General features: G+C 72.3%; 25 protein-coding genes. 16 read left to right on the plus strand and 9 right to left on the minus strand.

Annotation, left to right across the window (positions count from 1 at the left end):
• Positions 1 to 79 precede the first annotated feature (79 nt).
• Positions 80 to 730 (plus strand): thymidine kinase, encoded by a 651-nt coding sequence (locus AB0L74_RS20005; protein ID WP_365653690.1) that lies wholly within the window; start codon positions 80 to 82, stop codon positions 728 to 730.
• 13 nt (positions 731 to 743) lie between these two features.
• Here AB0L74_RS20005 and AB0L74_RS20010 read toward each other — a convergent pair whose 3' ends face one another.
• A complete protein-coding gene (locus AB0L74_RS20010; protein ID WP_365653692.1) occupies positions 744 to 1,547 on the minus strand; it encodes a VOC family protein in 804 nt (267 codons plus the stop codon).
• A gap of 336 nt (positions 1,548 to 1,883) precedes the next feature.
• On the opposite strand from AB0L74_RS20010, the gene AB0L74_RS20015 reads away from it, so the two are divergent.
• Positions 1,884 to 2,735 (plus strand): sulfurtransferase, encoded by an 852-nt coding sequence (locus AB0L74_RS20015; RefSeq protein ID WP_365653695.1) that lies wholly within the window; start codon positions 1,884 to 1,886, stop codon positions 2,733 to 2,735.
• A gap of 121 nt (positions 2,736 to 2,856) precedes the next feature.
• Here the strand turns inward: AB0L74_RS20015 and sepH are convergent, their stop codons facing one another.
• Positions 2,857 to 3,888, minus strand: coding sequence for a septation protein SepH (gene sepH / locus AB0L74_RS20020; protein WP_365653698.1), 1,032 nt, complete (start codon positions 3,886 to 3,888; stop codon positions 2,857 to 2,859).
• Between the two features lie 504 nt (positions 3,889 to 4,392).
• On the opposite strand from sepH, the gene AB0L74_RS20025 reads away from it, so the two are divergent.
• Positions 4,393 to 5,271: a hypothetical protein gene (locus tag AB0L74_RS20025; RefSeq protein WP_365653702.1), complete on the plus strand. Its 879-nt coding sequence runs from the start codon at positions 4,393 to 4,395 to the stop codon at positions 5,269 to 5,271.
• On the opposite strand, the gene AB0L74_RS20030 is transcribed toward AB0L74_RS20025, so the two are convergent.
• On the minus strand, positions 5,195 to 6,526 hold the full coding sequence (locus AB0L74_RS20030; RefSeq protein WP_365653705.1) for a D-arabinono-1,4-lactone oxidase: 1,332 nt from the start codon (positions 6,524 to 6,526) through the stop codon (positions 5,195 to 5,197). The genes AB0L74_RS20025 and AB0L74_RS20030 overlap by 77 nt on opposite strands.
• Positions 6,474 to 7,724 (minus strand): MFS transporter, encoded by a 1,251-nt coding sequence (locus AB0L74_RS20035; protein ID WP_365653709.1) that lies wholly within the window; start codon positions 7,722 to 7,724, stop codon positions 6,474 to 6,476. Before AB0L74_RS20035 ends, AB0L74_RS20030 begins: the two co-directional genes overlap by 53 nt.
• Positions 7,725 to 7,940: 216 nt before the next feature.
• Here AB0L74_RS20035 and AB0L74_RS20040 point away from each other — a divergent pair, with 216 nt between their 5' ends.
• A complete protein-coding gene (locus tag AB0L74_RS20040) occupies positions 7,941 to 9,068 on the plus strand; it encodes a ferrochelatase (protein WP_365653712.1) in 1,128 nt (375 codons plus the stop codon).
• Between the two features lie 8 nt (positions 9,069 to 9,076).
• Positions 9,077 to 9,889 (plus strand): inositol monophosphatase family protein, encoded by an 813-nt coding sequence (locus AB0L74_RS20045; RefSeq protein WP_365653715.1) that lies wholly within the window; start codon positions 9,077 to 9,079, stop codon positions 9,887 to 9,889.
• Positions 9,890 to 9,980: 91 nt separating this feature from the next.
• Here the strand turns inward: AB0L74_RS20045 and AB0L74_RS20050 are convergent, their stop codons facing one another.
• Positions 9,981 to 10,154, minus strand: coding sequence for a hypothetical protein (locus tag AB0L74_RS20050; RefSeq protein ID WP_365653718.1), 174 nt, complete (start codon positions 10,152 to 10,154; stop codon positions 9,981 to 9,983).
• Between the two features lie 443 nt (positions 10,155 to 10,597).
• Here AB0L74_RS20050 and AB0L74_RS20055 point away from each other — a divergent pair, with 443 nt between their 5' ends.
• From AB0L74_RS20055 to AB0L74_RS20070, 4 genes are all read left to right on the plus strand, one after another.
• Positions 10,598 to 11,251 (plus strand): response regulator transcription factor, encoded by a 654-nt coding sequence (locus AB0L74_RS20055; RefSeq protein WP_069778299.1) that lies wholly within the window; start codon positions 10,598 to 10,600, stop codon positions 11,249 to 11,251.
• 6 nt (positions 11,252 to 11,257) lie between these two features.
• The gene (locus tag AB0L74_RS20060; RefSeq protein WP_365653722.1) at positions 11,258 to 12,487 is read left to right on the plus strand and encodes a HAMP domain-containing sensor histidine kinase; all 1,230 of its coding nucleotides are present in this window, start codon (positions 11,258 to 11,260) and stop codon (positions 12,485 to 12,487) included.
• Between the two features lie 428 nt (positions 12,488 to 12,915).
• Complete coding sequence (locus AB0L74_RS20065; protein ID WP_003993510.1) at positions 12,916 to 13,212, plus strand: DUF4193 domain-containing protein; 297 nt, start codon at positions 12,916 to 12,918, stop codon at positions 13,210 to 13,212.
• A gap of 13 nt (positions 13,213 to 13,225) precedes the next feature.
• Entirely contained in the window at positions 13,226 to 14,158 is a 933-nt protein-coding gene (locus tag AB0L74_RS20070) for a hypothetical protein (protein WP_365653725.1), read from the plus strand.
• Positions 14,159 to 14,414: 256 nt separating this feature from the next.
• Here the strand turns inward: AB0L74_RS20070 and AB0L74_RS20075 are convergent, their stop codons facing one another.
• Positions 14,415 to 14,888 (minus strand): DUF3093 domain-containing protein, encoded by a 474-nt coding sequence (locus AB0L74_RS20075; protein WP_365653728.1) that lies wholly within the window; start codon positions 14,886 to 14,888, stop codon positions 14,415 to 14,417.
• 58 nt (positions 14,889 to 14,946) lie between these two features.
• Between AB0L74_RS20075 and AB0L74_RS20080 the strand changes: the two genes are divergently transcribed.
• From AB0L74_RS20080 to AB0L74_RS20100, 5 genes are all read left to right on the plus strand, one after another.
• Entirely contained in the window at positions 14,947 to 15,531 is a 585-nt protein-coding gene (locus tag AB0L74_RS20080; RefSeq protein ID WP_365653731.1) for a hotdog fold domain-containing protein, read from the plus strand.
• Positions 15,528 to 16,097 (plus strand): dUTP diphosphatase, encoded by a 570-nt coding sequence (dut, locus tag AB0L74_RS20085; protein WP_365653734.1) that lies wholly within the window; start codon positions 15,528 to 15,530, stop codon positions 16,095 to 16,097. Before AB0L74_RS20080 ends, dut begins: the two co-directional genes overlap by 4 nt.
• A 1-nt stretch (position 16,098) precedes the next feature.
• A complete protein-coding gene (locus AB0L74_RS20090; protein ID WP_365653736.1) occupies positions 16,099 to 16,866 on the plus strand; it encodes a DUF3710 domain-containing protein in 768 nt (255 codons plus the stop codon).
• Positions 16,867 to 17,201: 335 nt separating this feature from the next.
• On the plus strand, positions 17,202 to 17,600 hold the full coding sequence (locus tag AB0L74_RS20095) for an OB-fold nucleic acid binding domain-containing protein (RefSeq protein WP_365653739.1): 399 nt from the start codon (positions 17,202 to 17,204) through the stop codon (positions 17,598 to 17,600).
• A gap of 3 nt (positions 17,601 to 17,603) precedes the next feature.
• Positions 17,604 to 18,446 (plus strand): DUF3159 domain-containing protein, encoded by an 843-nt coding sequence (locus AB0L74_RS20100; protein ID WP_365653743.1) that lies wholly within the window; start codon positions 17,604 to 17,606, stop codon positions 18,444 to 18,446.
• Between the two features lie 173 nt (positions 18,447 to 18,619).
• On the opposite strand, the gene AB0L74_RS20105 is transcribed toward AB0L74_RS20100, so the two are convergent.
• Positions 18,620 to 19,297: a TrkA family potassium uptake protein gene (locus tag AB0L74_RS20105; protein WP_365653746.1), complete on the minus strand. Its 678-nt coding sequence runs from the start codon at positions 19,295 to 19,297 to the stop codon at positions 18,620 to 18,622.
• On the minus strand, positions 19,297 to 19,968 hold the full coding sequence (locus AB0L74_RS20110) for a TrkA family potassium uptake protein (protein ID WP_029382386.1): 672 nt from the start codon (positions 19,966 to 19,968) through the stop codon (positions 19,297 to 19,299). Before AB0L74_RS20110 ends, AB0L74_RS20105 begins: the two co-directional genes overlap by 1 nt.
• Positions 19,969 to 20,613: 645 nt before the next feature.
• On the opposite strand from AB0L74_RS20110, the gene AB0L74_RS20115 reads away from it, so the two are divergent.
• Together AB0L74_RS20115 and AB0L74_RS20120 are read left to right on the plus strand one after the other, a co-directional pair.
• The gene (locus AB0L74_RS20115; RefSeq protein ID WP_365653750.1) at positions 20,614 to 22,665 is read left to right on the plus strand and encodes an APC family permease; all 2,052 of its coding nucleotides are present in this window, start codon (positions 20,614 to 20,616) and stop codon (positions 22,663 to 22,665) included.
• Between the two features lie 138 nt (positions 22,666 to 22,803).
• The gene (locus AB0L74_RS20120) at positions 22,804 to 24,132 is read left to right on the plus strand and encodes a TRAM domain-containing protein (RefSeq protein WP_365653753.1); all 1,329 of its coding nucleotides are present in this window, start codon (positions 22,804 to 22,806) and stop codon (positions 24,130 to 24,132) included.
• Positions 24,133 to 24,494: 362 nt separating this feature from the next.
• Here the strand turns inward: AB0L74_RS20120 and AB0L74_RS20125 are convergent, their stop codons facing one another.
• A complete protein-coding gene (locus AB0L74_RS20125) occupies positions 24,495 to 25,325 on the minus strand; it encodes a nucleotidyltransferase domain-containing protein (RefSeq protein WP_365653756.1) in 831 nt (276 codons plus the stop codon).
• Positions 25,326 to 25,446: the final 121 nt, after the last annotated feature.

The raw sequence follows: 25,446 nt of genomic DNA on the forward strand, positions 1-25,446 counted from the left end.
CGTACGCCCCGCCCGCTCGTGGCGGCGTACGCCTGCCCCGTCCCCGCCGCCCGCCCTTTCGAAAGGTGCTCCTCCCCCCATGCCCGAGCTGGTGTTCTTCTCCGGAACGATGGACTGCGGGAAGTCGACGCTGGCTCTCCAGATCGAGCACAACCGCTCGGCGCGCGGTCTCGTCGGCATGATCTTCACGCGCAACGACCGGGCCGGCGAGGGCAAGCTGTCCTCCCGCCTCGGCCTGGTCACGGACGCGGTCGAGGCGACGGACGGCATGGATCTGTACGCCCACCTCGTCGACCACCTCTCGCACGGCGGCCGCGCGGACTACGTGATCGCCGACGAGGCCCAGTTCCTGGCTCCCGAGCAGATCGACCAGCTCGCGCGCGTCGTCGACGACCTGGGCGTCGACGTCTACGCCTTCGGCATCACCACCGACTTCCGCTCCAAGCTGTTCCCCGGCTCCCAGCGGCTGGTGGAACTCGCCGACCGGGTCGAGGTGCTCCAGGTCGAGGCCCTGTGCTGGTGCGGCGCGCGCGCCACCCACAACGCCCGCACCATTGGCGGCGTCATGGTCGTCGAGGGCGCCCAGGTCGTCGTCGGCGACGTCAACCAGTCCGCCGACGAGGTGGGCTACGAGGTGCTGTGCCGCCGCCACCACCGCCGCCGTATGACGGCCGCCACGGCCCACGCGGCGGCGCTGTCGCCGGACGTGCTGCCGGTGTCGTCCGCCTGAGGGACCCGCGGGCTCAGCGCGCACTCTGCAGCAGCGAGAAACGCGCCCCCTCCGGATCCGCCACCATGGCCGTACGGCCGCGTACGCCGTCCCGCGCCGGTTTCAGGACATGCCCGCCGAGGTCGGCCAGACGCTCCAGCGCCTCCTCCAGGTCGGCCACCTCGAAGAACGTCATCCAGTGCGGCCCCCGGTCCCGGGGCAGCGCGCCGCCCACACCGTGGATGCCGGCGACGGGACGCCCGTCGAGGTGCAGGGTGACGTAGTCGAAGTCCGCGGAGACCACCGCCTCCTGCCGGTAGCCGAACACCGATTCGTAGAACTTGGCGACGCTCGCCGATTCGAAGGTCATCAGCTCGTTCCAGGCGGGTGTGCCCGGTACGCCCGTGACGGCGGTGCCCAGGTGCGCCGCGGCCTGCCAGAGGCCGAAGACGGCGCCCGCGGGATCGGAGCCGATCGCCAGCCGTCCGGCCTCGGCCGCGTCCAGCGGACCGACCCCGATCGTGCCACCGCGGTGCCGTACCGCCTCCGCCGTCCGGTCCACGTCGTCCGAGGCGAGGTAGGGCGTCCACGCGACGGGCAGGTGCCGGTCCGGGGGCAGCTGGCCGATGCCCGCCACCTCCCGCCCGTCGAGCAGGGCCCGCACATAGGGGCCGAGCTGCTGGGGCCCCGGCCGGAACTCCCAGCCGAACAGCGCCGCGTAGAACTCCTGGGCCGCGTCCGGCCCGCGTGCCATCAGGCTCACCCAGCAGGGCGTGCCGGGCGCGGGCCGGGCGTTCCTCCCGCCGCGCGGGCCGGCCGGCCCCCGTGCCTCGGTCATCGTCACTCTTCTCTCGGCCGCTAGTGCCGCACCAGGCAACGTTCGCCCCGTCGCGGTGCCCGGCACCAGCGGTGGCCGGGTCGCTTCCGCTTCGACGCACCCTGTGCCGATGCTCCCACCCGCCCGGCCGCCGCGCGCCCCGGACGTCCCCCGCACGGCGGCCCCCGCCCGGAAGCGGGCCGGGCGCGCCGTCGCCGCCCGTCTCCGCGCGAGGCCGACGGGTGCCGATCACCTGTACGCCCGCGCCCGGATCCGTACGCATGGTGATCGAAGCTGTCCGGCGGGCAGGGCAGCCCGCCGGGGCGTGCCGGCCGCCCCGTGCGCCAGGATGGGGCCATGAACGCCATCATCTCCGCCTCCGAACTCGCCGGCGACCTGGCGGGCGACCGGCCGCCGGTCCTTCTGGACATCCGCTGGCAGCTCAGCCTGGCCCAGGCGGCCGGTGCGCCGGCCTTCGACGGCCGCGCCGAGTACGCGGCCGGGCACATCCCCGGCGCGGTCTTCGTCGACCTGGACCGGGACCTCGCCGCCGCCCCCGGACACCGGGGCCGTCACCCGCTGCCCGATCTCGCGGAATTCGGTGCCGCCATGCGCCGGGCGGGTGTGTCCTCCGGCCGGCCGGTCGTCGTGTACGACGGCGGGCAGGGCTGGGCGGCGGCCCGCGCCTGGTGGCTGCTGCGCTGGACGGGCCACCCGGACGTGAGGGTCCTCGACGGCGGGCTGCCGGCCTGGCCGGGGCCGCTCTCGACGGACACGCCCGACCCGGAGCCGGGCGACTTCGAACCGGTGACGGGAGCGAGCGGGCTCCTCGACGCGGACGGGGCGGCGGCGCTGGCCCGGTCCGGGGTGCTGTTCGACGCGCGGGCGGGGGAGCGGTACCGGGGCGAGGTCGAGCCGATCGACCGGGTCGGCGGGCACATCCCGGGCGCCGTGTCCGCGCCGACGACCGAGAACGTGGCACCGGACGGCCGGTTCCTGCCCGCCGGGGAGCTGCGCGCCCGGTTCGAGGCGCTGGGCGCGGCCGAGGGCACCGAGGTCGGGGTGTACTGCGGCTCGGGTGTCTCCGCGGCCCACGAGGTGCTGGCGCTGGCGGTGGCGGGCATCCCGGCGGCGCTGTACGTCGGGTCGTGGTCGGAGTGGTCGTCGGACCCCGCCCGTCCGGTCGCCGCCGGACCGGATCCCCGGTAGTCAGGCCGGGCGCCGCCGCCGTCGGCGGGGGCGGGCCCCCGGGCCGTCACGCGGGAGGGCCCGCCGCCAAGGGCAGCGGGCCCGGCGCCCCCCATGGGGCCTCGTACGGACGTACGGCGGCCTACTCCTGCTTCTTGCGGCGTGTCCCGAAGACGATCTCGTCCCAGCTGGGCACCGCGGCCCGGCGCCCCGGGCGGACCCCGTCGGCCTCGGCCTGGCGGTCGGTGGCGCCGATGAGGCGGTCGCGGTGGCTCCCGACCGAGCGGGGCATCAGCACGTCGGCGTAGGCGGAACCGGCCGAGGCCGCGGGGGCCGGCGGTTCCTCCGCCACGGGTTCGTCCTCCGGCTCCTCGCCGGACTCCGACGGGCGTTCGGGGACGACCAGATCGCCCCGGAAGCTCGGCACCGCCTCCAGCAGGCTCGTCAGCGAGTCCCGTTCACCCGCGCCCTCCTCGCCGGGTTCGGAGGTCTGTGCGGGCAGGCTCGGGCGCTCGCGGTCGGCGGTGCGGTCCAGCGGCCGGTCGCGCGGCAGGCGCGCGATGCGCGGGACGAACGGGAAGCTGGGCTCGGGCGCGGCGAGGTCGTCGGACTCGCCGATCAGCGCGCGGGCCTCGTCGTCGACCGCCTGGACGAGCCGGCGGGGCGGGTCGTACGTCCAGCTCGCCGAGTGCGGTTCGCCCGCCACCCGGTAGACCAGGAGCACCTCCCAGGTGCCGTCGTCGCGGCGCCAGGAGTCCCACTGGACGGTGTCCTTCTCCGCGCCGCGCAGCAGCAGCCGCTCCTGCACGGCCTCGCCGAGGGGCGGTCCGGAGTTCTCCCCGGGGCGGCGCACGGGGGTCTTGCGGGCGCGCTCGGCCATGAAGGCGCGCTCGGCCAGCACGGGGCCCTCGAAGCGGCGTACGCGCTCCACCGGGATGCCGGCCAGCTGGGCGACTTCCTCGGCGGTCGCCCCCGCGCGTATACGCGCCTGGATGTCGCGGGGGCGGAGATGGCTCTCCACCTCGATCTCGATCTGGCCGAGGCGGGGACGGTCGCCGCGCACGGCGGCGCGGAGCCGTTCGTCAATCGGAAGCGTGTACTCCGTTGAGTCCGCAGCCTTCAGCACCAGCCGTGTGCCGTCATTCGAGACGGCCACGACACGCAGTTCGGGCATGGGGACCTCCCGGGTGGTGCCTGCCGACGTCACGTGCGTCGCTGCTTCCGCTCTGTCGAGTGTGGCCTGCCCGGGTGCAGCCTGCCACAACCTTGCCGAGTTGCCCGGCGTGTCGGGCGCGGGCCCTGGATCGCCGTTATGGCACGGTAACCTACTTCACAACGCTAAGTGACCGAATCTGTCACCCTGTGCAACTAGCCCCCTCCCGGCGGTCCTTCGAGGCCCCGTGCTCCCATGTCGGAAGACCGGACCCAGGGCTCGCAACAGTACTCCATTCGGGCCACCTGCGGTGGACCGGCGCGCCGTCCAACTTCTGGCAAGAGGCGGGGCTTGGTCGGCCCTGGGGCGATTTCCGTGCTGCGGCAAGGGAATCGGCGTGGGGAACTTCACGCAATCACCAGAAACGGAACTAAAAGGTTTCGTCCGTACGTCCCCTTCTCGTGCAGTTGGCTGATCAAGTGGGAAAAGTCGATCATGTCCGGGGAAGGCAGGCAAGGTACGAGGATGCGTGAAAGGCCCGAGGCCGCAGCCGTGACGGAGCTTCAGGGGGAGGAGGGGAGGGACGTCCGGGGCCAAGCGGACAAGAAGCGGATCGACCTGAGCGTGCCCCAGGTCGCGGGCAGCGCGCTCGCGGCGGTGGTGGCCGCCAAGCTCGCCTCCTCCTTCGGCGTCTACGGGACGATCGTCGGCGCCGGTGTGGTCAGTGCCATCGCCACCTGCGGCGGCACGCTCTTCCAGCACTTCTTCAAACGGACCGGCGAACAGCTGCGGAGCACGGGGGTGACCGCGCGGCACCAGGAGCGCTCCCGGCGGCACACGCCCCCCGCGCCCGGTGAGTTCACGGAGGGCACCGTCTACCGCGCCCGCGTCAGGGGCTGGAAGCGGCCGGTGATCGCGGCGGCCCTCGTCTTCGGCGTCACGATGGCCGGAATCACCGTGTACGAAGTCGCCTCCGGCCATAACCTGAGCGGCGGGTCCAGCACGACCGTCGGCGACGCCCTGTCGGGCCGCGACAAGTCGGCCGCGGGGTCGGGAGACGCCGACAACCCGGGAGAGCGGGGCGATTCCGGCGGCTCCGGAGACGCGCGGAACTCCCCGGAGCCCGAGGGCTCAAACACCCCGGGCACGGGCCGGACACCGACGGACGGCCCGTCCAAAACCGCGGACGGCGGGACCGGCGCCGGAGCGTCGCCGGGTGCCTCGCCTTCACGGAGCGGGGCTGGCGAGGACGGTGCCACGCCGGAGCCGAGCCCCTCCGGAAGCCAGGATTCCGGCGATGCCCGGAGTCCCGTGCCCAGCGGCCCGGCTACGGCCCCAGAACCCTCCGCAAGTAGTCGTTCTGGAACCGGCGATCCGGGTCCAGGCGGTTCCGCAGCGTCGTGAACTCCTCGAAGCGGGGATACGCCCGGGACAGGTACGCGGCGTCCCTGGTGTGCAGCTTCCCCCAGTGCGGTCGCCCCTCGTGCGCGGTGAAGACGCGCTCGGCCGCGGTGAAATACCCCCGATAGGGCGTGCCCTTGAACATGTGGACGGCGATGTAGGCCGTGTCCCGGCCGGAGGCGGTGGAGAGCGCGATGTCGTCGGCCGGGGCGGTGCGCACCTCGACGGGGAAGCTGATCCGCAGCCGTGAACGGCCGACCATCGCCCTGAGCTCGCGCAGCGTCTCGACGACGGCCTCGCGCGGAACGGCGTACTCCATCTCCACGAACCGCACCCGGCGCGGTGAGGTGAACACCTTGTAGGGGATGTCGGTGTAGGACCGCGCGGACAGCGCCTTGCTGGAGACCCGCGCGATCGCCGGGACGGCGGCGGGCACCGCGCGGCCCACCCAGTTGGCCACCTGGAAGACGCCGTTGGACAGGAACTCGTCCTCGAACCAGCCCTTCAGCGGCCCCACCGGCTGCTCCGGGCCCGCGCTGCGGTTGTTGCGCTTGGTGATGGTGTTCCCGGTGTGGGGGAACCAGTAGAACTCGAAATGCTCGTTCTCGGCCCACAGTTCGTCGAAGTCGGCGAGGATCCGGTCGAGCGGCATGGGCTCCTCGCGGGCCCTGAGCAGGAACAGCGGCTCGACGGCGAACGTGATGGCGGTGACGATCCCGAGGGCGCCGAGGCCGACGCGGGCGGCGGCGAAGACGTCCGGGTTCTCCTTCTCGGAGCAGGTGAGGACCGAGCCGTCGGCCGTGACCAGTTCCAGCCCCTTGATCTGGGCGGCGATCGAGGCCGAATCGCGGCCGGTGCCGTGGGTGCCGGTGGCGGTGGCGCCGGCGACCGTCTGCTCCATGATGTCGCCCATGTTGGCCAGCGACAGCCCCTCGCGCGCGAGGGCGGCGTTGAGCCTCCTGAGCGGGGTGCCCGCCTCCACCGTGACCGTCATGGCGGCACGGTCGACGTTCCGTATGCCCGTCAGCAGGTGAGGACGGATCAGCACACCGTCCGTGGCGGCTATGGAGGTGAAGGAGTGGCCGCGGCCGACCGCCTTCACCCTGAGCCCGTCCTCGGCCGCCCGGCGCACGGCCTCGGCCAGTTCCCCGGCGGACGCCGGGGCGACCTCCCGCGCGGGGCGGGCGGCGACGGTGCCTCCCCAGTTATGCCAGGTGGCGTTCTTCCCGCCCGTCTTTTCGCTCGCTGTACTGCTCAACGGTCCCTCCCCGACCCGGAGCCGGCCGCGTGAGCCGGCGGTACCCGAGGAAACCGACCACGACCGCGACGGCCCCGGCCACCGCCGGGACCCCGTATCCGGCGCGCGCCCCGGCCGTGTCGATCACCCAGCCGGCCGCCGAGGAGCCGAGCGCCACCCCGACCGCGAGCCCGGTGCTCACCCAGGTCATGCCCTCGGTGAGCTGCGCGCGTGGTACGTGCTGTTCGATGAGGGACATCGTCGTGATCATCGTGGGCGCTATGGACAGGCCCGCAACGAACAGCGCCACGGCCAGAAACGGCAGGTTCCCGACCAGTAGGAGGGGGATCATACTCACGGCCATCGCACACACGCCCAGCAGCCAGCGGCGTTCTGGCGCCCCGGCGAAGTGCAGCAGCCCGAAGACCATGCCCGCCACGCAGGAACCCGCCGCGTACAGGGCGAGCACCAGGCTGGCCGCGGCCTGGTGCCCCTCCTCCTCGGCGAAGGCCACGGTGACCACGTCGACCGCGCCGAAGATCGCCCCCGTCGCCACGAACGTGGCCACCAGGACCTGAAGGCCGCGGGAGCGCAGCGCGCTGCCGCCGCCGCGGTGCTCGCGCGGGTGCGGCGCCGGTTCGGTGGCCCGCTGGGCGGTCAGCCAGAAGACGCCGACGGCGAGGAAGCAGGCGGCCAGCAGCGGCCCGGCCTCCGGGAACCACGCCGTGGACAGCCCGATGGAGATGATCGGCCCGAAGATGAAGCACACCTCGTCCATCACGGACTCGAAGGAGTAGGCGGTGTGGAGCTGCGGGGTGCCCCGGTACAGGGCCGCCCAGCGGGCCCGGACCATCGCGCCGACACTGGGCACGCAGCCGACGCCGGCACAGCACACGAACAGCACCCAGTCCGGCCACCGCCAGTGCGCGGCCGCCAGCAGCCCGGCCGCCGCGACGAGCGACACCAGGGTCGCCGGGCGCAGCACCCGCCGCTGCCCGTGCCGGTCGACCAGCCGCGAGATCTGCGGGCCCGCCACCGCCGCGGCGAGCGCGATGGTGGCCGACAGGGCCCCGGCCAGCCCGTACCGGCCGGTCAGCTGCGAGACCATGGTGACCACGCCGACGCCCATCATCGACAGGGGCATACGGCCGAGGAGGCCCGCGGCGGAGAAACCCTTGGAGCCGGGGGCGGCGAACAGGGCGCGGTAGGGGCTGGGCAACGGGATCTCCGGTGGTCCGCTAGGGCTCGGGCGGGACGTTTCCGGCACGGCCGGCCGGCGGGGCGGCAGGACATGCGGACGACACGTTCGTAAGGTGCGAATGCGGCTCATACAGCTTACGGGTCAGGTCACCCTTATACACCCGGGGGACGGGCGGGCGACACGTGTCACCCCGGCCGTTTCCCGGCTGTCAGTGCCGGGTGGCAGGATCGAGTCATGCCAGACGTGCTCGATGCCACCCCCTACGACGCCCTGCTCCTGCTCTCGTTCGGCGGCCCCGAAGGGCCGGACGACGTGGTCCCGTTCCTGGAGAACGTGACGCGCGGGCGCGGCATCCCCAAGGAACGCCTGAAGGAAGTCGGACAGCACTACTTCCTCTTCGGCGGGGTCAGCCCCATCAACGACCAGAACCGCGCCCTGCTTCAGGCCCTGCGCAAGGACTTCGCCGAGCACGGCCTGAACCTGCCGGTCTACTGGGGCAACCGCAACTGGGCGCCGTACCTGACGGACACCCTGCGTGACATGGTCCGCGACGGCCACCGCCGCATCCTGGTCCTCGCGACCAGCGCCTACGCCTCCTACTCGGGCTGCCGCCAGTACCGCGAGAACCTCGCCGACGCCCTCGCGGCCCTGAAGTCGGAGGGCCTGGAGCTCCCGAGGATCGACAAGCTGCGGCACTACTTCAACCACCCCGGCTTCGTCGAGCCCATGATCGACGGGGTGGTGGAGTCCCTCGCCGACCTCCCCGAGGAGGTCCGGGACGGGGCGCACATCGCCTTCACCACCCACTCCATCCCGAACTCGGCCGCGGACACCTCCGGCCCGGTCGAGGAGCACGGCGACGGCGGCGCGTACGTCAGGCAGCACCTGGACGTCGCGCGGCTGATCGCCGAGGCCGTCCGCGAGCGCACCGGCGTCGACCACCCCTGGCAGCTCGTCTACCAGTCCCGTTCAGGCGCCCCGCACATCCCGTGGCTGGAGCCCGACATCTGCGACCACCTTCAGGAGCGGCACGCCGCCGGTGTCCCGGCCGTGGTCATGGCCCCCATCGGCTTCGTCTCCGACCACATGGAGGTCCTGTACGACCTCGACACGGAGGCCAAGGCCAAGGCCGAGGAGCTCGGGCTGCCGGTGCGCCGCTCGGCCACCGTCGGCGCCGACCCCCGGTTCGCCGCCGCCGTCCGCGACCTCGTCCTGGAGCGGGCCGCGGCCGAACGCGGCCAGGAGGTCGCGCCGTGCGCCCTGGGCGCGCTCGGCGCCAGCCACCACCTGTGCCCGGTGGGCTGCTGCCCGGCTCGCGCCCCCCGGCCCGCCGCCGCGGGCGCGGACAGCCCCTACGCGTGAGGAGCGCCGTGACCGACCCCCTGCACTCGGACCTGCTCGACCTGGCCCGGCAGGCCGCGCGCCGCGCGGGCGAGCTGCTGCGCGACGGCCGCCCCGCCGACCTCGCGGTCGCCGCCACCAAGTCCAGCCCGGTCGACGTGGTCACCGAGATGGACATCGCGGCCGAGAAGCTGATCACCGCGCTGATCGCCGAGCGCCGCCCGGACGACGGTGTCCTCGGCGAGGAGGGCTCCGCCACGGCCGGCACGAGCGGCGTCCGCTGGGTCATCGACCCCCTCGACGGCACGGTGAACTACCTCTACGGCCTGCCGAGCTGGGCCGTCTCCATCGCCGCCGAGCAGGACGGCGAGACGGTCGTCGGCGTGGTCGCCGCCCCGATGCGCGGGGAGACGTACTACGCGGTCCGCGGCGGCGCCTGGGCGACGGGGGCCTGGGACGGCGAGCGCGGGCTCGCCTGCCGGCCCGCGCCGCCCCTGGAGCAGGCGCTGATCTCGACGGGCTTCGCCTATGTCGCCGGGGTCCGCGCCCACCAGGCGGAGGTCGCCGGGAAGGTGATCCCGCTGGTGCGGGACATCCGGCGCGGCGGCTCGGCCGCGATCGACCTGTGCGACGTGGCCGCCGGCCGCCTCGACGGCTACTACGAGCGCGGGCTCAATCCGTGGGACTACGCCGCGGGTGACCTGATCGCCCGGGAAGCGGGCGCGCTGACCGGTGGACGCCCCTCCCGGCGGCCGTCACGCGAACTGACCATCGCGGCCGCCCCGGGCGTCTTCGAGCCCCTCCAGGTCCTCCTGGAGGACTTCGGCGCCTGGCACGACTGACCCCCGGCCGGCCGCGGGGCCACCGGGGGCGGCGGGAAACGGCGGAGCCCCGGCGCTGGATCACGCCGGGGCTCCGCCGTACGCGGGCCGGTCAGACGCCGGACGCGCCGACCTCCACACCGTGCTCGGCGGCGAGGCGGCGGAGGTCGTCGAGCTCGCTCAGCTCGACCTCGACGAGAAAGTCGTCGCCCTCGTCACGGGCCCGCGACAGGTCGGACTCGGTCGCCCTTATGCGCTGCAGAAGTCCTGCGGTGAAAGCGTCCATGCTGCGCCCCCTCGTCCTGGGTCGTGGGTCGGTGGCACGGGGGTGTGCCGTTGTGCGGGAAAGGACGATCACGTCTCCCATGGGTGCCCAGCGCCGCTCGGCCGGGCGGCGGCGGTGCCGGACGCCCGCGCCGCCCTGAGGGAAGCGGGTCGCTGCGTACCGAGTGGTCGTGCGGTGACGCCAGAGCGTGATCGGGGTGTAAACCCGTCCTCCCCACACGCCGTTCCGCGGAAACCTCGACAGCGCGAGAAAATCTCGCGGCACCGGCCCCTCACCCGTCTCCGGCACCCCGCCTCCACCCGGCGGCCGGGCCCGTGCCGATCCGCCTTACCGCCGACTTATGGCCGAAAAGGGCAGGATGGAGGCAACACCACTCACGAAGACCCCTGCCCGCTCACGCCCCCACCGGGGCGCACGGGCGTTCCCTGAGGAAGGACAAGGACGTGCGCGTACTCGTCGTCGAGGACGAGCAGCTGCTCGCCGATGCGGTGGCGACCGGACTTCGCCGGGAGGCCATGGCCGTCGACGTCGTGTACGACGGTGCGGCCGCTCTGGAGCGCATCGGCGTCAACGACTACGACGTGGTCGTCCTCGACCGCGACCTCCCGCTGGTCCACGGTGACGACGTGTGCCGGAAGATCGTCGAGCTCGGCATGCCCACGCGCGTGCTGATGCTGACGGCCTCCGGCGACGTCAGCGACCGGGTGGAGGGCCTGGAGATCGGCGCCGACGACTATCTGCCCAAGCCGTTCGCGTTCAGCGAGCTCATCGCCCGGGTGCGGGCCCTGGGGCGGCGCACCAGCGTGCCGCTGCCGCCGGTCCTGGAACGGGCCGGGATCAAGCTCGACCCCAACCGCCGCGAGGTCTTCCGCGACGGCCGGGAGATCCAGCTCGCGCCCAAGGAATTCGCCGTCCTGGAGGTCCTGATGCGCAGCGAGGGCGCGGTCGTCTCCGCGGAGCAGCTCCTGGAGAAGGCGTGGGACGAGAACACCGACCCGTTCACCAACGTGGTCCGGGTCACCGTCATGACCCTGCGCCGCAAGCTGGGCGAGCCGCCCGTCATCGTCACCGTCCCCGGCTCCGGCTACCGGATCTGATCACCCGTGGCCACGACACCCGCGCCTCCCCAGGCACCCCCGAAGCCCACCTGGGACCCCCGGTCGGCCGCGCCCTTTCCATGGCTGCGCCCCACCATCCGCATAAGGCTCACGCTGCTGTACGGCGGGATGTTCCTGATCGCCGGCATTCTGCTGCTGTCGATCATCTACCTGCTGGCGGCGCAGGCGCTGAACGTGGGCAGCGAGCTTCCGTTCAAGATCGTCGAGGGCAAGGTCACCAGCGATGTCTGCAACCTGCCCGATCAAGCCTCGCCGAGCACGTTCAACAGCGCCATGAACGATTGCGTCAACGAGCAGCGCCAGCACGCATTGGACAGCCTGCTGAGCCGCTCGCTGCTGGCGCTGCTGGGCCTGGCCGTGATCGCCTTCGCCTTCGGCTACGCCATGGCCGGCCGGGTGCTGTCGCCGCTGGGGCGGATCACCCGCACCGCGCGCGCGGTGGCCGGCTCCGACCTCTCCCGCCGGATCGAGCTGGACGGCCCGGACGACGAGCTGAAGGAGCTGGCGGATACCTTCGACGACATGCTGGAGCGGCTGCAGCGGGCCTTCACCGCCCAGCAGCGCTTCGTCGGCAACGCCTCGCACGAACTGCGCACCCCGCTCGCGATCAACCGCACCCTCCTGGAAGTGCACCTGTCCGACCCGAACGCCCCGGTGGAGCTCCAGCAGCTCGGCAAGACCCTGCTGGCCACCAACGAGCGCAGCGAGCAGCTGGTGGAGGGCCTGCTGCTGCTGGCCCGCAGCGACAACCAGATCATCGAGCGCAAGCCGGTGGACATCGCCGAGGTGGCCTCGCAGGCCATCGACCAGGTGCACGCCGAGGCGGAGGCCAAGGGCGTGGTGATCCGCGGCGAGCGCAGGCCCGCGGTGGTCCAGGGCAACGGCGTGCTGCTGGAGCGGATCGCCCTGAACCTGGTGCAGAACGCCGTGCGCTACAACGTGGCCGAGAACGGCTGGGTGGAGGTCACCACCGGCGTCGAGCACGGCCAGGCGGTCCTGGTGGTGAGCAACACGGGGCCGGTCGTGCCGGCGTACGAGATCGACAACATCTTCGAGCCGTTCCGGCGGTTGCGTACCGAGCGCACGGGCAGTGACAAGGGGGTGGGCCTCGGCCTGTCCATCGTCCGGTCCGTGGCCCGGGCGCACGGCGGCTACATCTCCGCGCGGCCGCGGGAGGGAGGGGGGCTCGTGATGCGAGTCACCCTGCCGGTCTGAGACCATGGGGCCGGAACACCGTGGTGTCCCCGTGGCACCCCCCGGAGATGTTCGCTTTGCGCTGAATTTTCGAGGGCGCGAATCCCCGGCACGCCGGAGATCACGTGTGTGATCGATCACAGCGGTACTTTTCCAGCCATTCACCCAGTGTGAACCAGCAACCCGCCGGAACGCCCGGAAAATCCGGGTTTTCGGGGGTCTTGATCACGGGAAGTACACGGGGAGGCGGCTTTGAAGTGCGGCTATGCGACCGTGTACGGTCCCCATCGCCATCCAAGCCGATCACTCGTGCGGAGTCCGGTTGGGTGTCGATTGAGTAACAGACCTTGATGTGAGGCAAAATCTCCGCCTCAGGTCGGGCACAAGTCCGGCCTCTCACGCGTTACGTGCGCGGAAGACACCGCAGACACCCAGAGGGGGAGAGCGATATGGCAACCGACTACGACACTCCACGCAAGACCGACGACGATGTCGACTCGGACAGTCTCGAAGAGCTGAAGGCCCGGAGGAACGACAAGTCGGCCTCCGCGGTGGACGTCGACGAGTTCGAGGCCGCCGAGGGCCTTGAGCTTCCCGGCGCCGACCTTTCCAACGAGGAGCTGGCCGTCCGGGTGCTCCCGAAGCAGCAGGACGAGTTCACCTGCATGAGCTGCTTCCTGGTGCACCACCGCAGCCAGCTGGCCCGGGAGAAGAACGGCCAGCCGATCTGCCGCGACTGCGACTGAGGACCGGTCGGCCGTGACTGGCTCGACCCCTCCTTGGAAGCGCCGCTTCTCCCCGCGGGGAGCGGACCGAGGGCCGTTCCACGGCCCGCACCGCGCGCGTGACGCAGAGCGAGGCCCGACCGACACGGCAGGGGCCTCGCTCGAACCGGCGGCCGAACGCAGTGACCTCCCGGCACCCGTGGAGGTCCCCGCGCCGGCCGCTCGACACCGGGCGGGGGTGATCGGGGACAAGGCCCGGCAGGCCGCCCGCACGAGCGGCGACCGCGTCCGGGCCGTCCTGGGTCACCTCGCCGACCGGATCATCGAGGTCGCCCCGCGCGTCCCCGTACGGGACCTGGCGACACTTCGCCGGCAGTTCCCGGGCCTCGGCCCCGAGGAACTCGCCGACAAACTGGTGGCGGGTGCCATGAGAGGCACGGCCACGGTCGGAGCGGGCATCGGCGCGGCGGCGATGCTGCCGGTGCCGCCCGCGATGCCCACGGAGCTGGCCGCCGAGGTCACCGGCGTCGCGGCGATCGAGCTGAAGCTGATCGCCGAACTCCACGAGGTGTACGGCATACGCCCGCCCGGCGACCTCAGACAGCGCAGCACCGCCTATCTGAACGCCTGGTCGTCGGAGCGCCGGGTCGACGTGAGCAGACCGTCGACGCTGAGCGCCGCGCTGAACGGCCACGCCAAACGCGAGCTGCGCCAGCGGATCATGAAGCGGATGGTCCGCAGTCTGCCCAACCTCACGCCGTTCCTGGTCGGAGCGGCCGTCGGCGCCGCCATGAACCGCCGGGAGACCAGGAAGCTGGCCGACCGGGTCCGGGCGGACCTGCGCAAGGTCCAGGTGCCCTGGGACGCGTTGCAGGAACTCCCCGCCCTGGAGCGTCCGGCGGACGCCCTGGAGATGGGCGACCACGGGAAGGAACCCGGGCGCCGCTCCCGCGAGGACGGCCACTGACCCCCGCGCCCGCTGCGCCGCCGCCCGAACGGCTCGACTCGGCCGCCCCCGGCGACGGACTCAACCGCGGCGCCGCCTTGCCCCCTGCCTCGGCGACGGGCGCGGCGGTGACGGGACGGTGACGGAGACCGGCCGGGACCGGTGACCGGACCGATGACATCGGCCCGATGGCGTCGGCCCGGCGACATCGCGGGACATCGCAGTCCGCCGCGCCCCCCGGGTCCGGCCCGGAAAGCGCCCTCGGCGGTCCCTGCGCCTACGCCTCCGAGTCCGCCTTGGCCTTCGCCGCGCGCAGGGCCTGCGTCAGACGCTCCGGCTCGCGCGTCGACAGGTACAGGTACGGGGTCGGGTCCTGCGGATCCGTGACCGGCACGCGCACCGCCGTCGGGATGTAGGCGCGCAGCAGCAGGAAGGCGCGGGTGTCGGCCTTGTACGTACGCCAGGCCCGGGCCTCCTCGGCGTCCAGGATCTCCGCCTCGCCCAGCGCCGCGACCGGGATCCGGGCGTCGCCCGCGATCAGCGCGTCGCCCACCACGCGGATGCGGACGGAGCCGTAGGCACTGGCCGCCACCGCCGCCGCCGCCGTGCCGCCGGCGAGGCCGCCGAGCATCGGCAGCGTGCCGAACGGCAGCAGGATCAGGGCGGCCGAAACCCCCACCAGGAAAGAGATCAGCCACCAGGAGCGGGGCGCGGTCAGACGTTCTTCGTACGGGGTGGCGGCAAGCTGCATGCCGTCAAGCTTGGCACGGTATCCGGGTATCACCCGCGCGCGGGTAAGGTCTGCGCCTGTGAGTGGTACTTCCGCGGCTCTTCAGCCCCCCGCCGGCGCGGTGCGCCCCGTGCGCCATCCCGACGCGCCCGCGCCCGGCGAGCTCCTCGGCGCGCACTACGGCCAGTGCTTCGGCTGCGGCGGCGAGCAGCCCCACGGACTGCACCTCCAGGCGCGGGCCGGCGAGGGCGTGTCGATCACCGCCGAGTTCACCGTGCGGCCCGCCCACCAGGGCGCCCCCGGCCTCGCCCACGGCGGGGTGCTCGCCAGCGCCCTGGACGAGACGCTCGGCTCCCTCAACTGGCTGCTGCGCACGATCGCCGTGACCGGGCGGCTGGAGACCGACTTCCTGCAACCCGTGCCCGTCGGCACCACGCTGCACCTGGAGGCCGAGGTGACGGCCGTGGCCGGACGGAAGATCTACTCGACCGCCACCGGCCGGATCGGCGGTCCGGACGGCCCCGTCGCCGTCCGCGCCGACGCCCTCTTCGTCGAGGTCAAGGTCGACCACTTCGTCGAGCACGGCCGCGAGGAGGAGATCCGCGCCGCCATGGACGACCCGGACCAGGTGCGGCGTGCGCGCGCCTTCGAGGTGAACCCGTGACCGCCGCCGGCCGCGCGCCCCTGGAGGTGCTGATCCGGCGCGTCGATCCGGACGTACCGCTTCCGGCATATGAGCACCCCGGCGACGCGGGAGCCGATCTGCGCACCACCGTCGCCTGCGAACTCGCTCCCGGCGAGCGGGCCGTGCTGCCCACGGGCGTGTCTGTGGCGCTCCCCGAGGGGTACGCGGCCTTCGTGCACCCGCGATCCGGTCTCGCCGCCCGTTGCGGTGTCGCCCTCGTGAATGCCCCGGGGACGATTGATGCCGGGTACCGTGGGGAGATCAAGGTGATCGTGGTGAATCTCGACCCGCGCGAGCCGGTGCGGTTCGAGCGCTTCGACCGGATTGCCCAACTGGTCGTCCAGCAGGTCGAGAGGGTCCGCTTCCGCCAGGTCGCGGAGCTTCCCGACTCGGCGCGGGCCGAGGGGGGCTTCGGGTCCACCGGCGGGCACGCGGCGGTGGACCGGGCAGACGGCGCGAGCGGCACCAGCGGTCAGGCCGCCGAGGGCGGCACGACGGGTGGGAATCGATACGCTTCGGTCGTATCCGACCGGGAAGGACAGTGACGTGTTCGGACGTCGCAAGAAGAAGGGTGCCGCCGAGGACGCGGCCGGCGAGGCCGAGCAGGTCGTCGACAGCGTCGACACCGAGGCGGACGACGAGGGCGAGGGCGAGCGCGAACGGCTGCGGCTCGAACCGGGACCGCGGCCCGACGGGCCCTGGGACAGCTCCGAGGTGCGCGACCCGGCCGAGGGCCGGGTGGACCTCGGGGGCCTGTTCGTGCCGGGCGTCGACGGCATGGAGCTGCGGGTCGAGGTCGCGGGCGACGCCATCGTCGCGGCGACGGTCGTCCTGCGCGACAGCGCCATCCAGCTCCAGGCCTTCGCCGCGCCCAAGCGCGAGGGCATCTGGACCGAGGTACGCGAGGAGATCGCGGCCGGCATCACCCAGCAGGGTGGCATCGTCGACGAGGTCGAGGGCCCGCTCGGGTGGGAGCTGCGGGCCCAGGTGCCCGTCCAACTGCCCGACGGCACCGGCGGCTTCCAGGTCGTGCGGTTCGTCGGGGTGGACGGCCCCCGCTGGTTCCTGCGCGGCGTGATCTCGGGCCAGGGCGCGGTGCAGCCGCAGGCCGCCGGGCTGCTGGAGCAGATCTTCCGGGATACGGTCGTGGTCCGCGGCGAGGGCCCGATGGCGCCCCGCGACCCGATCGTCCTGAAGCTGCCGAACGACGCGCAGATGGTCCCCGAAGGCGTGCAGCAGGAGGAGGGCGGGTCCCGCTTCTCCGGCGGCATGGGCCAGCTCCAGCGCGGACCGGAGATCACCGAGGTCCGGTAACGGACCCGTGCGCCCGAGCGAGGAGGGCCGTGCCCCCGACCGGGGTGCGGCCCTTTGTCATGTCCGGACCCGTGCGGGCTCCCCGGGCCAGGCGGCCTGGGCAGGCGCCGGGGACCGGCCACGCGCGGACGGCGCGCCGGCGGGCGTACGCGGCAGTGCGCATGAGCGCGCTCGGCCCGGGACGGATCGCCGGGGTGCGGCGCCACCGGTTCCGGGTCGCCTCCGGGGGCGCCGGCCGGCACGCTCGGGCCGCGTCCGGGAAGGGCGGCACCGGCGAGGTCCGGGCGCCGGGACGGGGCTACAGACCTGTCGGTGCGCCCCGGTACGCTTCAGGTATGAGTGCTGTTCCTCGTTCCGACAAGCCGGTGGGCCGGTTCCGGCGCATGTTCGACCGGCTCTCCTCGTCGCAGGAGGACCTGGAGTCCGAGGAACTGCGGGAGGACGCCGACACCGCCGGCTGTACGCCGATCGGTGACTGCCGGGACCGGCAGATAGTCACGGTTACTGGTACCTTGCGCACGGTGACCCTGCGACCACGCGCGGGCGTTCCCGCTCTGGAGGCCGAGTTGTTCGACGGCTCCGCCGCCCTGGATGTGGTGTGGCTGGGCAGGCGTTCCATCGTGGGCATAGAGCCGGGGCGCAAGCTCATCGCATCGGGCCGGATCTCGATGAGCCGGGGCCGCCGGGTGCTGTTCAACCCGAAATACGAACTGCGACCCCTCGGACGGGAGTAGCCGGTGACGTCCCTCGACAAGCCGACCGAAGACACCGAGAACAGCGGAGAAACGGAAGCGGACAAGGCCCGCGCGGTGACGGAGGCCGCGCTGTTCGAGGCGTTCGGCGGAGTCCGGGGCATGATCGAGACGGTGCTGCCCGGCCTTCTCTTCGTCACCATCTACACGATCAACAAGGATCTGAACCTGTCGGCGATCGCGGCCGTGGCCGTGTCGCTGCTGCTGGTCGTGGTCCGGCTGGCGAGGAAGGACACCGTCAAGCACGCCTTCAGCGGCGTCTTCGGCGTCGCCTTCGGTGTCGTCTTCGCGATGATGACCGGCGAGGCCAGGGACTTCTACCTGCCGGGCATGCTCTACACGCTGGGCCTGGGGCTGGCGTACATCATCACCACCCTGGCCGGCGTCCCGCTGATCGGTCTCGTCCTCGGCCCGGTCTTCAAGGAGAACCTCTCCTGGCGCACCCGCAACCCGGGCCGCAAGAAGGCGTACGCCAAGGCCAGCTGGGCCTGGGGCCTGATCCTGCTCGGCAAGTGCGCGATCCTCTTCCCCCTGTACTGGTGGGCGGACACCACCCAGCTCGGCTGGGTCCTCGTCGCTCTGAAGATCCCCCCCTTCCTGCTCGCGGTGTGGCTCACCTGGGTCTTCCTGGCGAAGGCGCCGGCTCCGATCGACGTGTTCGCGGAGATGGATGCCGCAGAGAAGGCCGAGAAGGAGGCGGAGGAGCGCCGGCGGACGGCCCGGTCGTTCGAGGAGGCGGTGGAGCCGCTGGCCGACGAGACGCTCCAGCGGCTCGCGCACGACGAGGACCGGTCCGCCGACTCGCGGGGCAGGCACCGGAAGGCCTGACGCGCCGCGCGCCCGTGCCGCCGGGCCGAAACGTCCCGCAGAACACCGAGACGTCCCTCAGAGCCGCGGACACCGTACGGCGCCGCCGATGGTGGGGACCCGGGCGTATGGCGATGGGGGCGCCCGGAGAGAGATCTCCGGGCGCCCCCATCGCCGTATCGGGGGAGGGCGGGTCAGTCCGCCGTGTCCCGGCGCCGCACCGACAGCAGGTTCTCCAACTGCTCCTCGCGGGCCTGCGCGGCCACGAACAGCAGCTCGTCGCCCGCCTCCAGGGAGTCCTCCTGGGTGGGCGTCAGCACGCGGGTGCCGCGGATGATCGTGACCAGGGAGGTGTCCTGCGGCCACTCCACATCGCCGACCTGGGTGCCGGCCAGCGCCGACTCCTCCGGGAGGGTCAGCTCCACCAGGTTGGCGTCGCCGTGGCTGAAGCGGAGCAGCCGGACCAGATCGCCCACGCTCACCGCCTCCTCGACCAGCGCCGACATCAGGCGCGGCGTGGAAACGGCGACGTCCACCCCCCAGGCCTCGTTGAACAGCCACTCGTTCTTCGGGTTGTTCACGCGGGCGACGACGCGCGGAACGCCGTACTCCGTCTTCGCGAGGAGCGAGACGACGAGGTTCACCTTGTCGTCGCCCGTCGCGGCGATGACGACGTTGCAGCGCTGGAGCGCGGCCTCGTCCAGGGACGTGATCTCGCACGCGTCGGCGAGCAGCCACTCCGCCTGCGGGACGCGCTCGACCGAGATGGCGGTCGGCGCCTTGTCGATGAGCAGGACCTCGTGCCCGTTCTCCAGCAGTTCGCCCGCGATCGAGCGGCCGACCGCGCCGGCTCCGGCAATGGCGACCCTCATCAGTGACCGCCCTCCTCTTCGGGACCCTGGGCGAACGCCGCCTCGACCTTGTCGACCTCGTCGGTGCGCATCATCACGTGCACCAGGTCGCCTTCTTGCAGCACCGTCTGCGAGGTGGGCAGGATCGCCTCGCCGAGCCGGGTGAGGAACGCCACGCGCACCCCGGTCTCCTCCTGGAGCCGGCTGATCTTGTGGCCGACCCAGGAGGTGGCGGCGTGCACCTCGGCGAGCTGGACTCCCCCGGTGGGGTCGCGCCACAGCGGCTCGGCGCCCGACGGGAGCAGGCGGCGCAGCATCTGGTCGGCCGTCCAGCGGACGGTGGCGACGGTGGGGATGCCCAGGCGCTGGTAGACCTCGGCCCGGCGCGGGTCGTAGATGCGGGCGGCGACGTTCTCGACGCCGAACATCTCGCGGGCCACCCGGGCGGCGATGATGTTGGAGTTGTCACCGCTGGAGACGGCGGCGAAGGCACCGGCCTCCTCGATGCCCGCCTCGCGCAGAGTGTCCTGGTCGAATCCGATCCCGGTGACCCGCCGGCCGCCGAAGGAGGAGCCCAGGCGGCGGAAGGCCGTGGGGTCCTGGTCGATCACGGCGACCGTGTGCCCCTGCTGCTCCAGGGTCTGGGCCAGAGCGGAACCCACTCTTCCACAGCCCATGATGACAATATGCATCGCGTCACACCGCGCTTCCCACAGGCCCTGTGACCTTCGTCGATCTCGTGCTCATGTCTCTCTTCTCGGCTCGCCGGGCGACACGTCGCGGCCGTTGGGTGCGGGCCGCCAGGCAACATCATGCCGGGGGACACCGACGGTGACGCCCTCCGGGGCGCCCGGGACGCCGGGTTCCCCTGCCGGGGTCCAACGTATCGGCCCGCCCCGGGCGCCCGTCGAGGGCCCGTGACGCGTGCCGGGCGGAGCGGCCGGCCCTCGCCGCCCGGAGAGGAGTGCGGGGCGTCCGAGAAGCGTGCGGGAAGGGGCGTACGGAATGCAACGGGAATGACAGGGAACGCGACGCGCCCCGTCACCCGTCGGCGGACGACCGGCGCCGCCCGATGCTGCGGACACTGGCGAGTGTCAGGAATCCGAGGCCGACGAGGGCGGCCACGGCGCCGATCAGCTCCGCGGTGGCGTGCATGAGACCTCCAGGGGGCCGCACGAGCCCGAGACGGGCAGGGATTTGTCATATAGACATGCCGGTCCCAGTGCCTGCGGAATCCGCAGCCGTACCGCCCCTGAGTTCACTCGGAGAGCAGACGGCGGGAGGAACGGGGGTGGCGGGTGGGCGCCCCCCCGTTCGAACGCTTACGATCCTCTGTTGTGTCCAAACTGACCGACGTGCCCAAACGGATCCTGATCGGGCGCGCACTGCGCAGTGACCGGCTGGGTGAAACACTCCTGCCCAAGCGCATCGCACTCCCCGTCTTCGCCTCCGACCCGCTGTCCTCCGTGGCGTACGCACCCGGCGAGGTGCTGCTGGTCCTCTCGATCGCGGGCGTGTCGGCGTACCACTTCAGCCCCTGGATCGCGGTCGCGGTCGTCGTGCTGATGTTCACCGTGGTCGCCTCCTACCGCCAGAACGTGCACGCCTACCCCAGCGGCGGCGGCGACTACGAGGTGGCCAACACCAACCTCGGGCCCAAGGCGGGCCTGACGGTGGCGAGCGCGCTGCTGGTCGACTACGTCCTGACCGTCGCCGTCTCGATCTCCTCCGGCATCGAGAACCTCGGCTCGGCGATCCCGTTCGTGGTCGAGCACAAGGTCTTCTGCGCGATCGCCGTGATCCTGCTGCTGACCCTGATGAACCTGCGCGGCGTCAAGGAGTCCGGCACGCTCTTCGCGATCCCGACGTACGTCTTCGTCGCGGGCGTCTTCACCATGATCGCCTGGGGCGCGTTCCGCGCGCTGGTCCTCGACGACACCATGCGGGCGCCGACCGCCGAGTACGTGATCAAGCCCGAGCACCAGGGGCTGGCGGGCTTCGCCCTGCTCTTCCTCCTGCTGCGCGCGTTCTCCTCCGGCTGCGCCGCGCTCACCGGCGTCGAGGCCATCTCCAACGGCGTCCCGGCCTTCCGCAAGCCCAAGTCGAGGAACGCGGCGACCACCCTGGCGCTGATGGGCCTGCTCGCCGTCACCATGTTCTGCGGCATCATCGGCCTGGCCATGGCCACCAAGGTCCGCATGGCCGAGAACCCCGGCGCCGACCTGTTCCGCGACGGCGTCCCGGTCGGCCCGGACTACGTCCAGCACCCGGTGATCTCCCAGGTCGCCGAGGCCGTCTTCGGCGAAGGCAGCTTCCTGTTCATCGTGCTGGCCGCGGCCACCGCGCTGGTGCTGTTCCTGGCCGCGAACACCGCCTACAACGGCTTCCCGCTGCTCGGCTCGATCCTCGCCCAGGACCGCTACCTGCCGCGCCAGCTGCACACCCGCGGCGACCGCCTCGCCTTCTCCAACGGCATCGTGCTCCTGGCCGGCGCCGCCATGCTTTTGGTGTGGATCTACGGCGCCGACTCCACCCGCCTGATCCAGCTCTACATCGTCGGCGTGTTCGTCTCCTTCACGCTCAGCCAGATCGGCATGGTCCGCCACTGGAACCGCCATCTGAGCACCGAGCGGGACCCGGCCAAGCGCCGCCACATGGTCCGCTCCCGGGCGATCAACGCCTTCGGCGCCTTCTTCACCGGCCTGGTGCTGGTCGTCGTCCTCGTCACGAAGTTCTCGCACGGCGCGTGGGTCGCCCTGCTCGGGATGTGCATCTTCTACGCGACGATGACGGCGATCCGTAAGCACTACGACCGCGTCGCCGACGAGATCGCGGCCCCCGAGGGCCCGCCGAGCGACGACATCGTCCGCCCGTCCCGCGTCCACTCGGTCGTGCTCATCTCCAAGATCCACCGTCCGACGCTGCGCGCCCTCGCCTACGCCAAGCTGCTGCGCTCGGACACCCTGGAGGCGCTCAGCGTCAACGTCGACCCGGCGGAGACCAAGGCGCTGCGCGAGGAGTGGGAACGGCGCGGCATCGACGTACCGCTGAAGGTGCTGGACTCGCCGTACCGCGAGATCACGCGGCCGGTCATCGAGTACGTCAAGGGCCTGCGCAACGAGTCGCCGCGGGACGCGGTCTCCGTGATCATCCCGGAGTACGTGGTCGGCCACTGGTACGAGCATCTGCTGCACAACCAGAGCGCGCTCAGGCTCAAGGGACGGCTGCTGTTCACGCCCGGCGTCATGGTGACCTCGGTGCCCTACCAGTTGCAGTCCTCCGAGGCGGCCAAGCGGCGGGCCCGCAGGCAGCAGGAATGGAACGCGCCCGGTTCGGTGCGGCGAGGGCCGGCCCAGGAGCGGGCGAAGGAGTCGTCGCAGTCCACGTAGACTGGTGGGCTGTTGTCCGTTCGGCCCCCCGTCCGTTCGCTTTCCGTTCCCCTTCGTATCCCCTTGTATCGCTTTCGTACTGGCCGCCGCCCCGTTCGGCGCCGGCCGGTACCGGATCTCGTACTGGAGTCACCCGCCATGCAGGCAGAAGAGAAGAAGTCGCTGGTGGGCGAGGAGTACGAGGTCGAGATCGGCCCCGTCGCCCACGGCGGCCACTGCATCGCCCGTACCGACGCCGGCCAGGTGCTCTTCGTCCGGCACGCGCTGCCCGGCGAGCGGGTGGTGGCCCGCGTCACCGAGGGCGAGGAGGGGGCGCGCTTCCTGCGCGCGGACGCGGTGCGCATCCTTGAGGCGTCCAAGGACCGGGTCGAGGCGCCCTGCCCGTTCGCCGGTCCCGGCCGCTGCGGCGGCTGCGACTGGCAGCACGCCAAGCCGGGCGCCCAGCGCCGCCTCAAGGCCGAGGTGATCACCGAGCAGCTGCGGCGGCTCGCGGGCCTCACGCCCGAGGAGGCCGGCTGGGACGGCACGGTGGTGCCGGCCGAGGGCGACAAGGTGCCCGCCGGCCAGGTCCCCGCGTGGCGCACGCGCGTGCAGTACGCCGTGGACGCCGAGGGGCACGCGGGACTGCGCCGGCACCGCTCGCACGAGGTCGAGCGCATCGACCACTGCATGATCGCGGCTCCCGGCGTCTCCGAGCTGGGCATCGAGAAGCGCGACTGGACCGGCATGGAGTCCGTCGAGGCGATCGCGGCGACCGGCTCCCAGGACCGCCAGGTCGTCCTCACCCCGAAGCCGGGCGCCCGGCTGCCGCTCGTCGAGCTGGACCGCCCGGTGTCGGTGCTGCGGGTCGACGAGAAGTCCGGCGGCGTCCACCGCGTCCACGGCCGACCCTTCGTCCGCGAACGCGCGGACGGCCGCACGCACCGCGTCGGCGGCGGTGGCTTCTGGCAGGTCCACCCCAAGGCCGCCGACACCCTGGTGACGGCCGTCATGCAGGGCCTGCTGCCGCGCAAGGGCGACACGGCGCTGGACCTGTACTGCGGCGTGGGGCTGTTCGCGGGCGCGCTGGCCGACCGCGTCGGCGAGCAGGGCGCGGTGCTCGGCATCGAGTCCGGCAAGCGCGCGGTCGAGGACGCCCGGCACAACCTCGCCGACTTCCCCCGCGTCCGCGTCGAGCAGGGCAAGGTCGAGTCCGTCCTGCCGCGCACCGGCATCACGGAGGCCGACCTCATCGTCCTCGACCCGCCGCGCGCGGGAGCGGGCCGCCAGACAGTGGCCCGCCTGTCGTCGCTGGGCGCGCGCCGGATCGCGTACGTGGCCTGCGACCCGGCGGCGCTGGCGCGGGACCTGGCGTACTTCCGGGACGGGGGGTACCGGGTGCGGACGCTGCGGGCGTTCGATCTGTTTCCGATGACGCACCACGTGGAGTGCGTGGCGATCCTCGAACCGGCCGCGAAGGGCTCCTGACCCGCGGGTTCAGTGGGTGCGCGGTATGTGTCGCGCGGGCGTTGCGGGCGATGTCCTGACGCTGAGATGACGCTCTCCGAGGCGTCTCGACGCTCCTGTGACGCTCGCTCTGATGCGGTGTCAGGCTCCCTGTTGCGAGAGGCAGTCGAGTTGTGCGGGATCCGTGATACCCGTCGCACGTTGAGGCCGTCACCCGCCGGACGTCAGGGCTCGGGGCGAGCGGAGTCGGCCGCGGGAGGGAGTGCGACGGCTGTGCGGTGAAACCGGCCCGGCTTGGAGGTGATCTCGATTGGCGTTGTGTGGTGGCCGGGGCCGCCAAGCTGGGGCCACCGGGTGAGTCTGGTGACCCCAGCTGGATGTGGTCAGCGAGGGTCGTGCAGGCGGCTGCTGATTTGTTCGTGGAGTTCGTGCGGCAGGTGGATGGTCCAGCGGTCGGCGGCCTCGGAGGCCAGGTCACGGCTCCAGCGCCAGCTGTTGCGTGCCGCCGTGCGCACGTCCTGGTCGCGGGCGGCAGCAGTGGTGGCGGCGTAGCGATGGCGGTCGGTGTCGGGCAGGTCCTGTTCGAGCGCGCGGCTGGGGGTGAGCCAGTGGGCTGTGCTGTTGCGCAACAGGCGGCAGAGCTGCAGTTGCTGGGGCGCGATGACGGTGTGCAGCAGGGCGTGGGCGCGGGCGATCTCGCCGCGGGCCAGGACGTGGGCGAGCATGAGGGTCCAGTTGGTCAGCTCGTTGGTGAGCTGCTGGGCGGTGGTCACCGGCTCGGGCGGCTGGAAGGTGGCCAGCTGTCGGGCGGCCTGGGTGAGCCGGCCGGTGCGGTCGAGCAGGACGGCGTCGTCGGGGTGGGGTAGGTGCACCATGCCTTGCCAGGTGGGGACTTCGTCAATGCCGGGGCCGGCGGGGGCGAGGTGGAACTCGCCGCGCATCAGGTCGTCGAAGACGACGGAGAGGATGCCGTACATGTTGGTGTAGGAGAGCTGGAGCGGTGCGAGCTGTGCCAGGAAACCGGGGCCGTCGAAGTCGGCGAGGCGGTCGTCCTGGATGTAGAGGTATGCCTCGATGTCGGAATGGGCGTCGGCCTCGCCCACGGTCCACGAGCCGTAGAGTAGTACGCCCTCCAGCCGGGTGTCGGCGTGGGCGAGCTGTCGCAGGCATGCGATGCGGTCGTCCAGGGCGGAACGGGCAGAGTGAACGGACATGGTGTGATGGTTTCTCCTGAGGTGAGCGTGCGGGCACGCTGACGGAGCCCGGCACCTGCCGGGCGAATGTCTGTGGACCGTCGCGGCGGCTCAGGAGAAGTTGCCCATGATCGAGATCATA

Origin of the sequence: Streptomyces sp. NPDC052020 (assembly GCF_040680575.1) — a bacterium.
Lineage (GTDB): Bacteria > Actinomycetota > Actinomycetes > Streptomycetales > Streptomycetaceae > Streptomyces.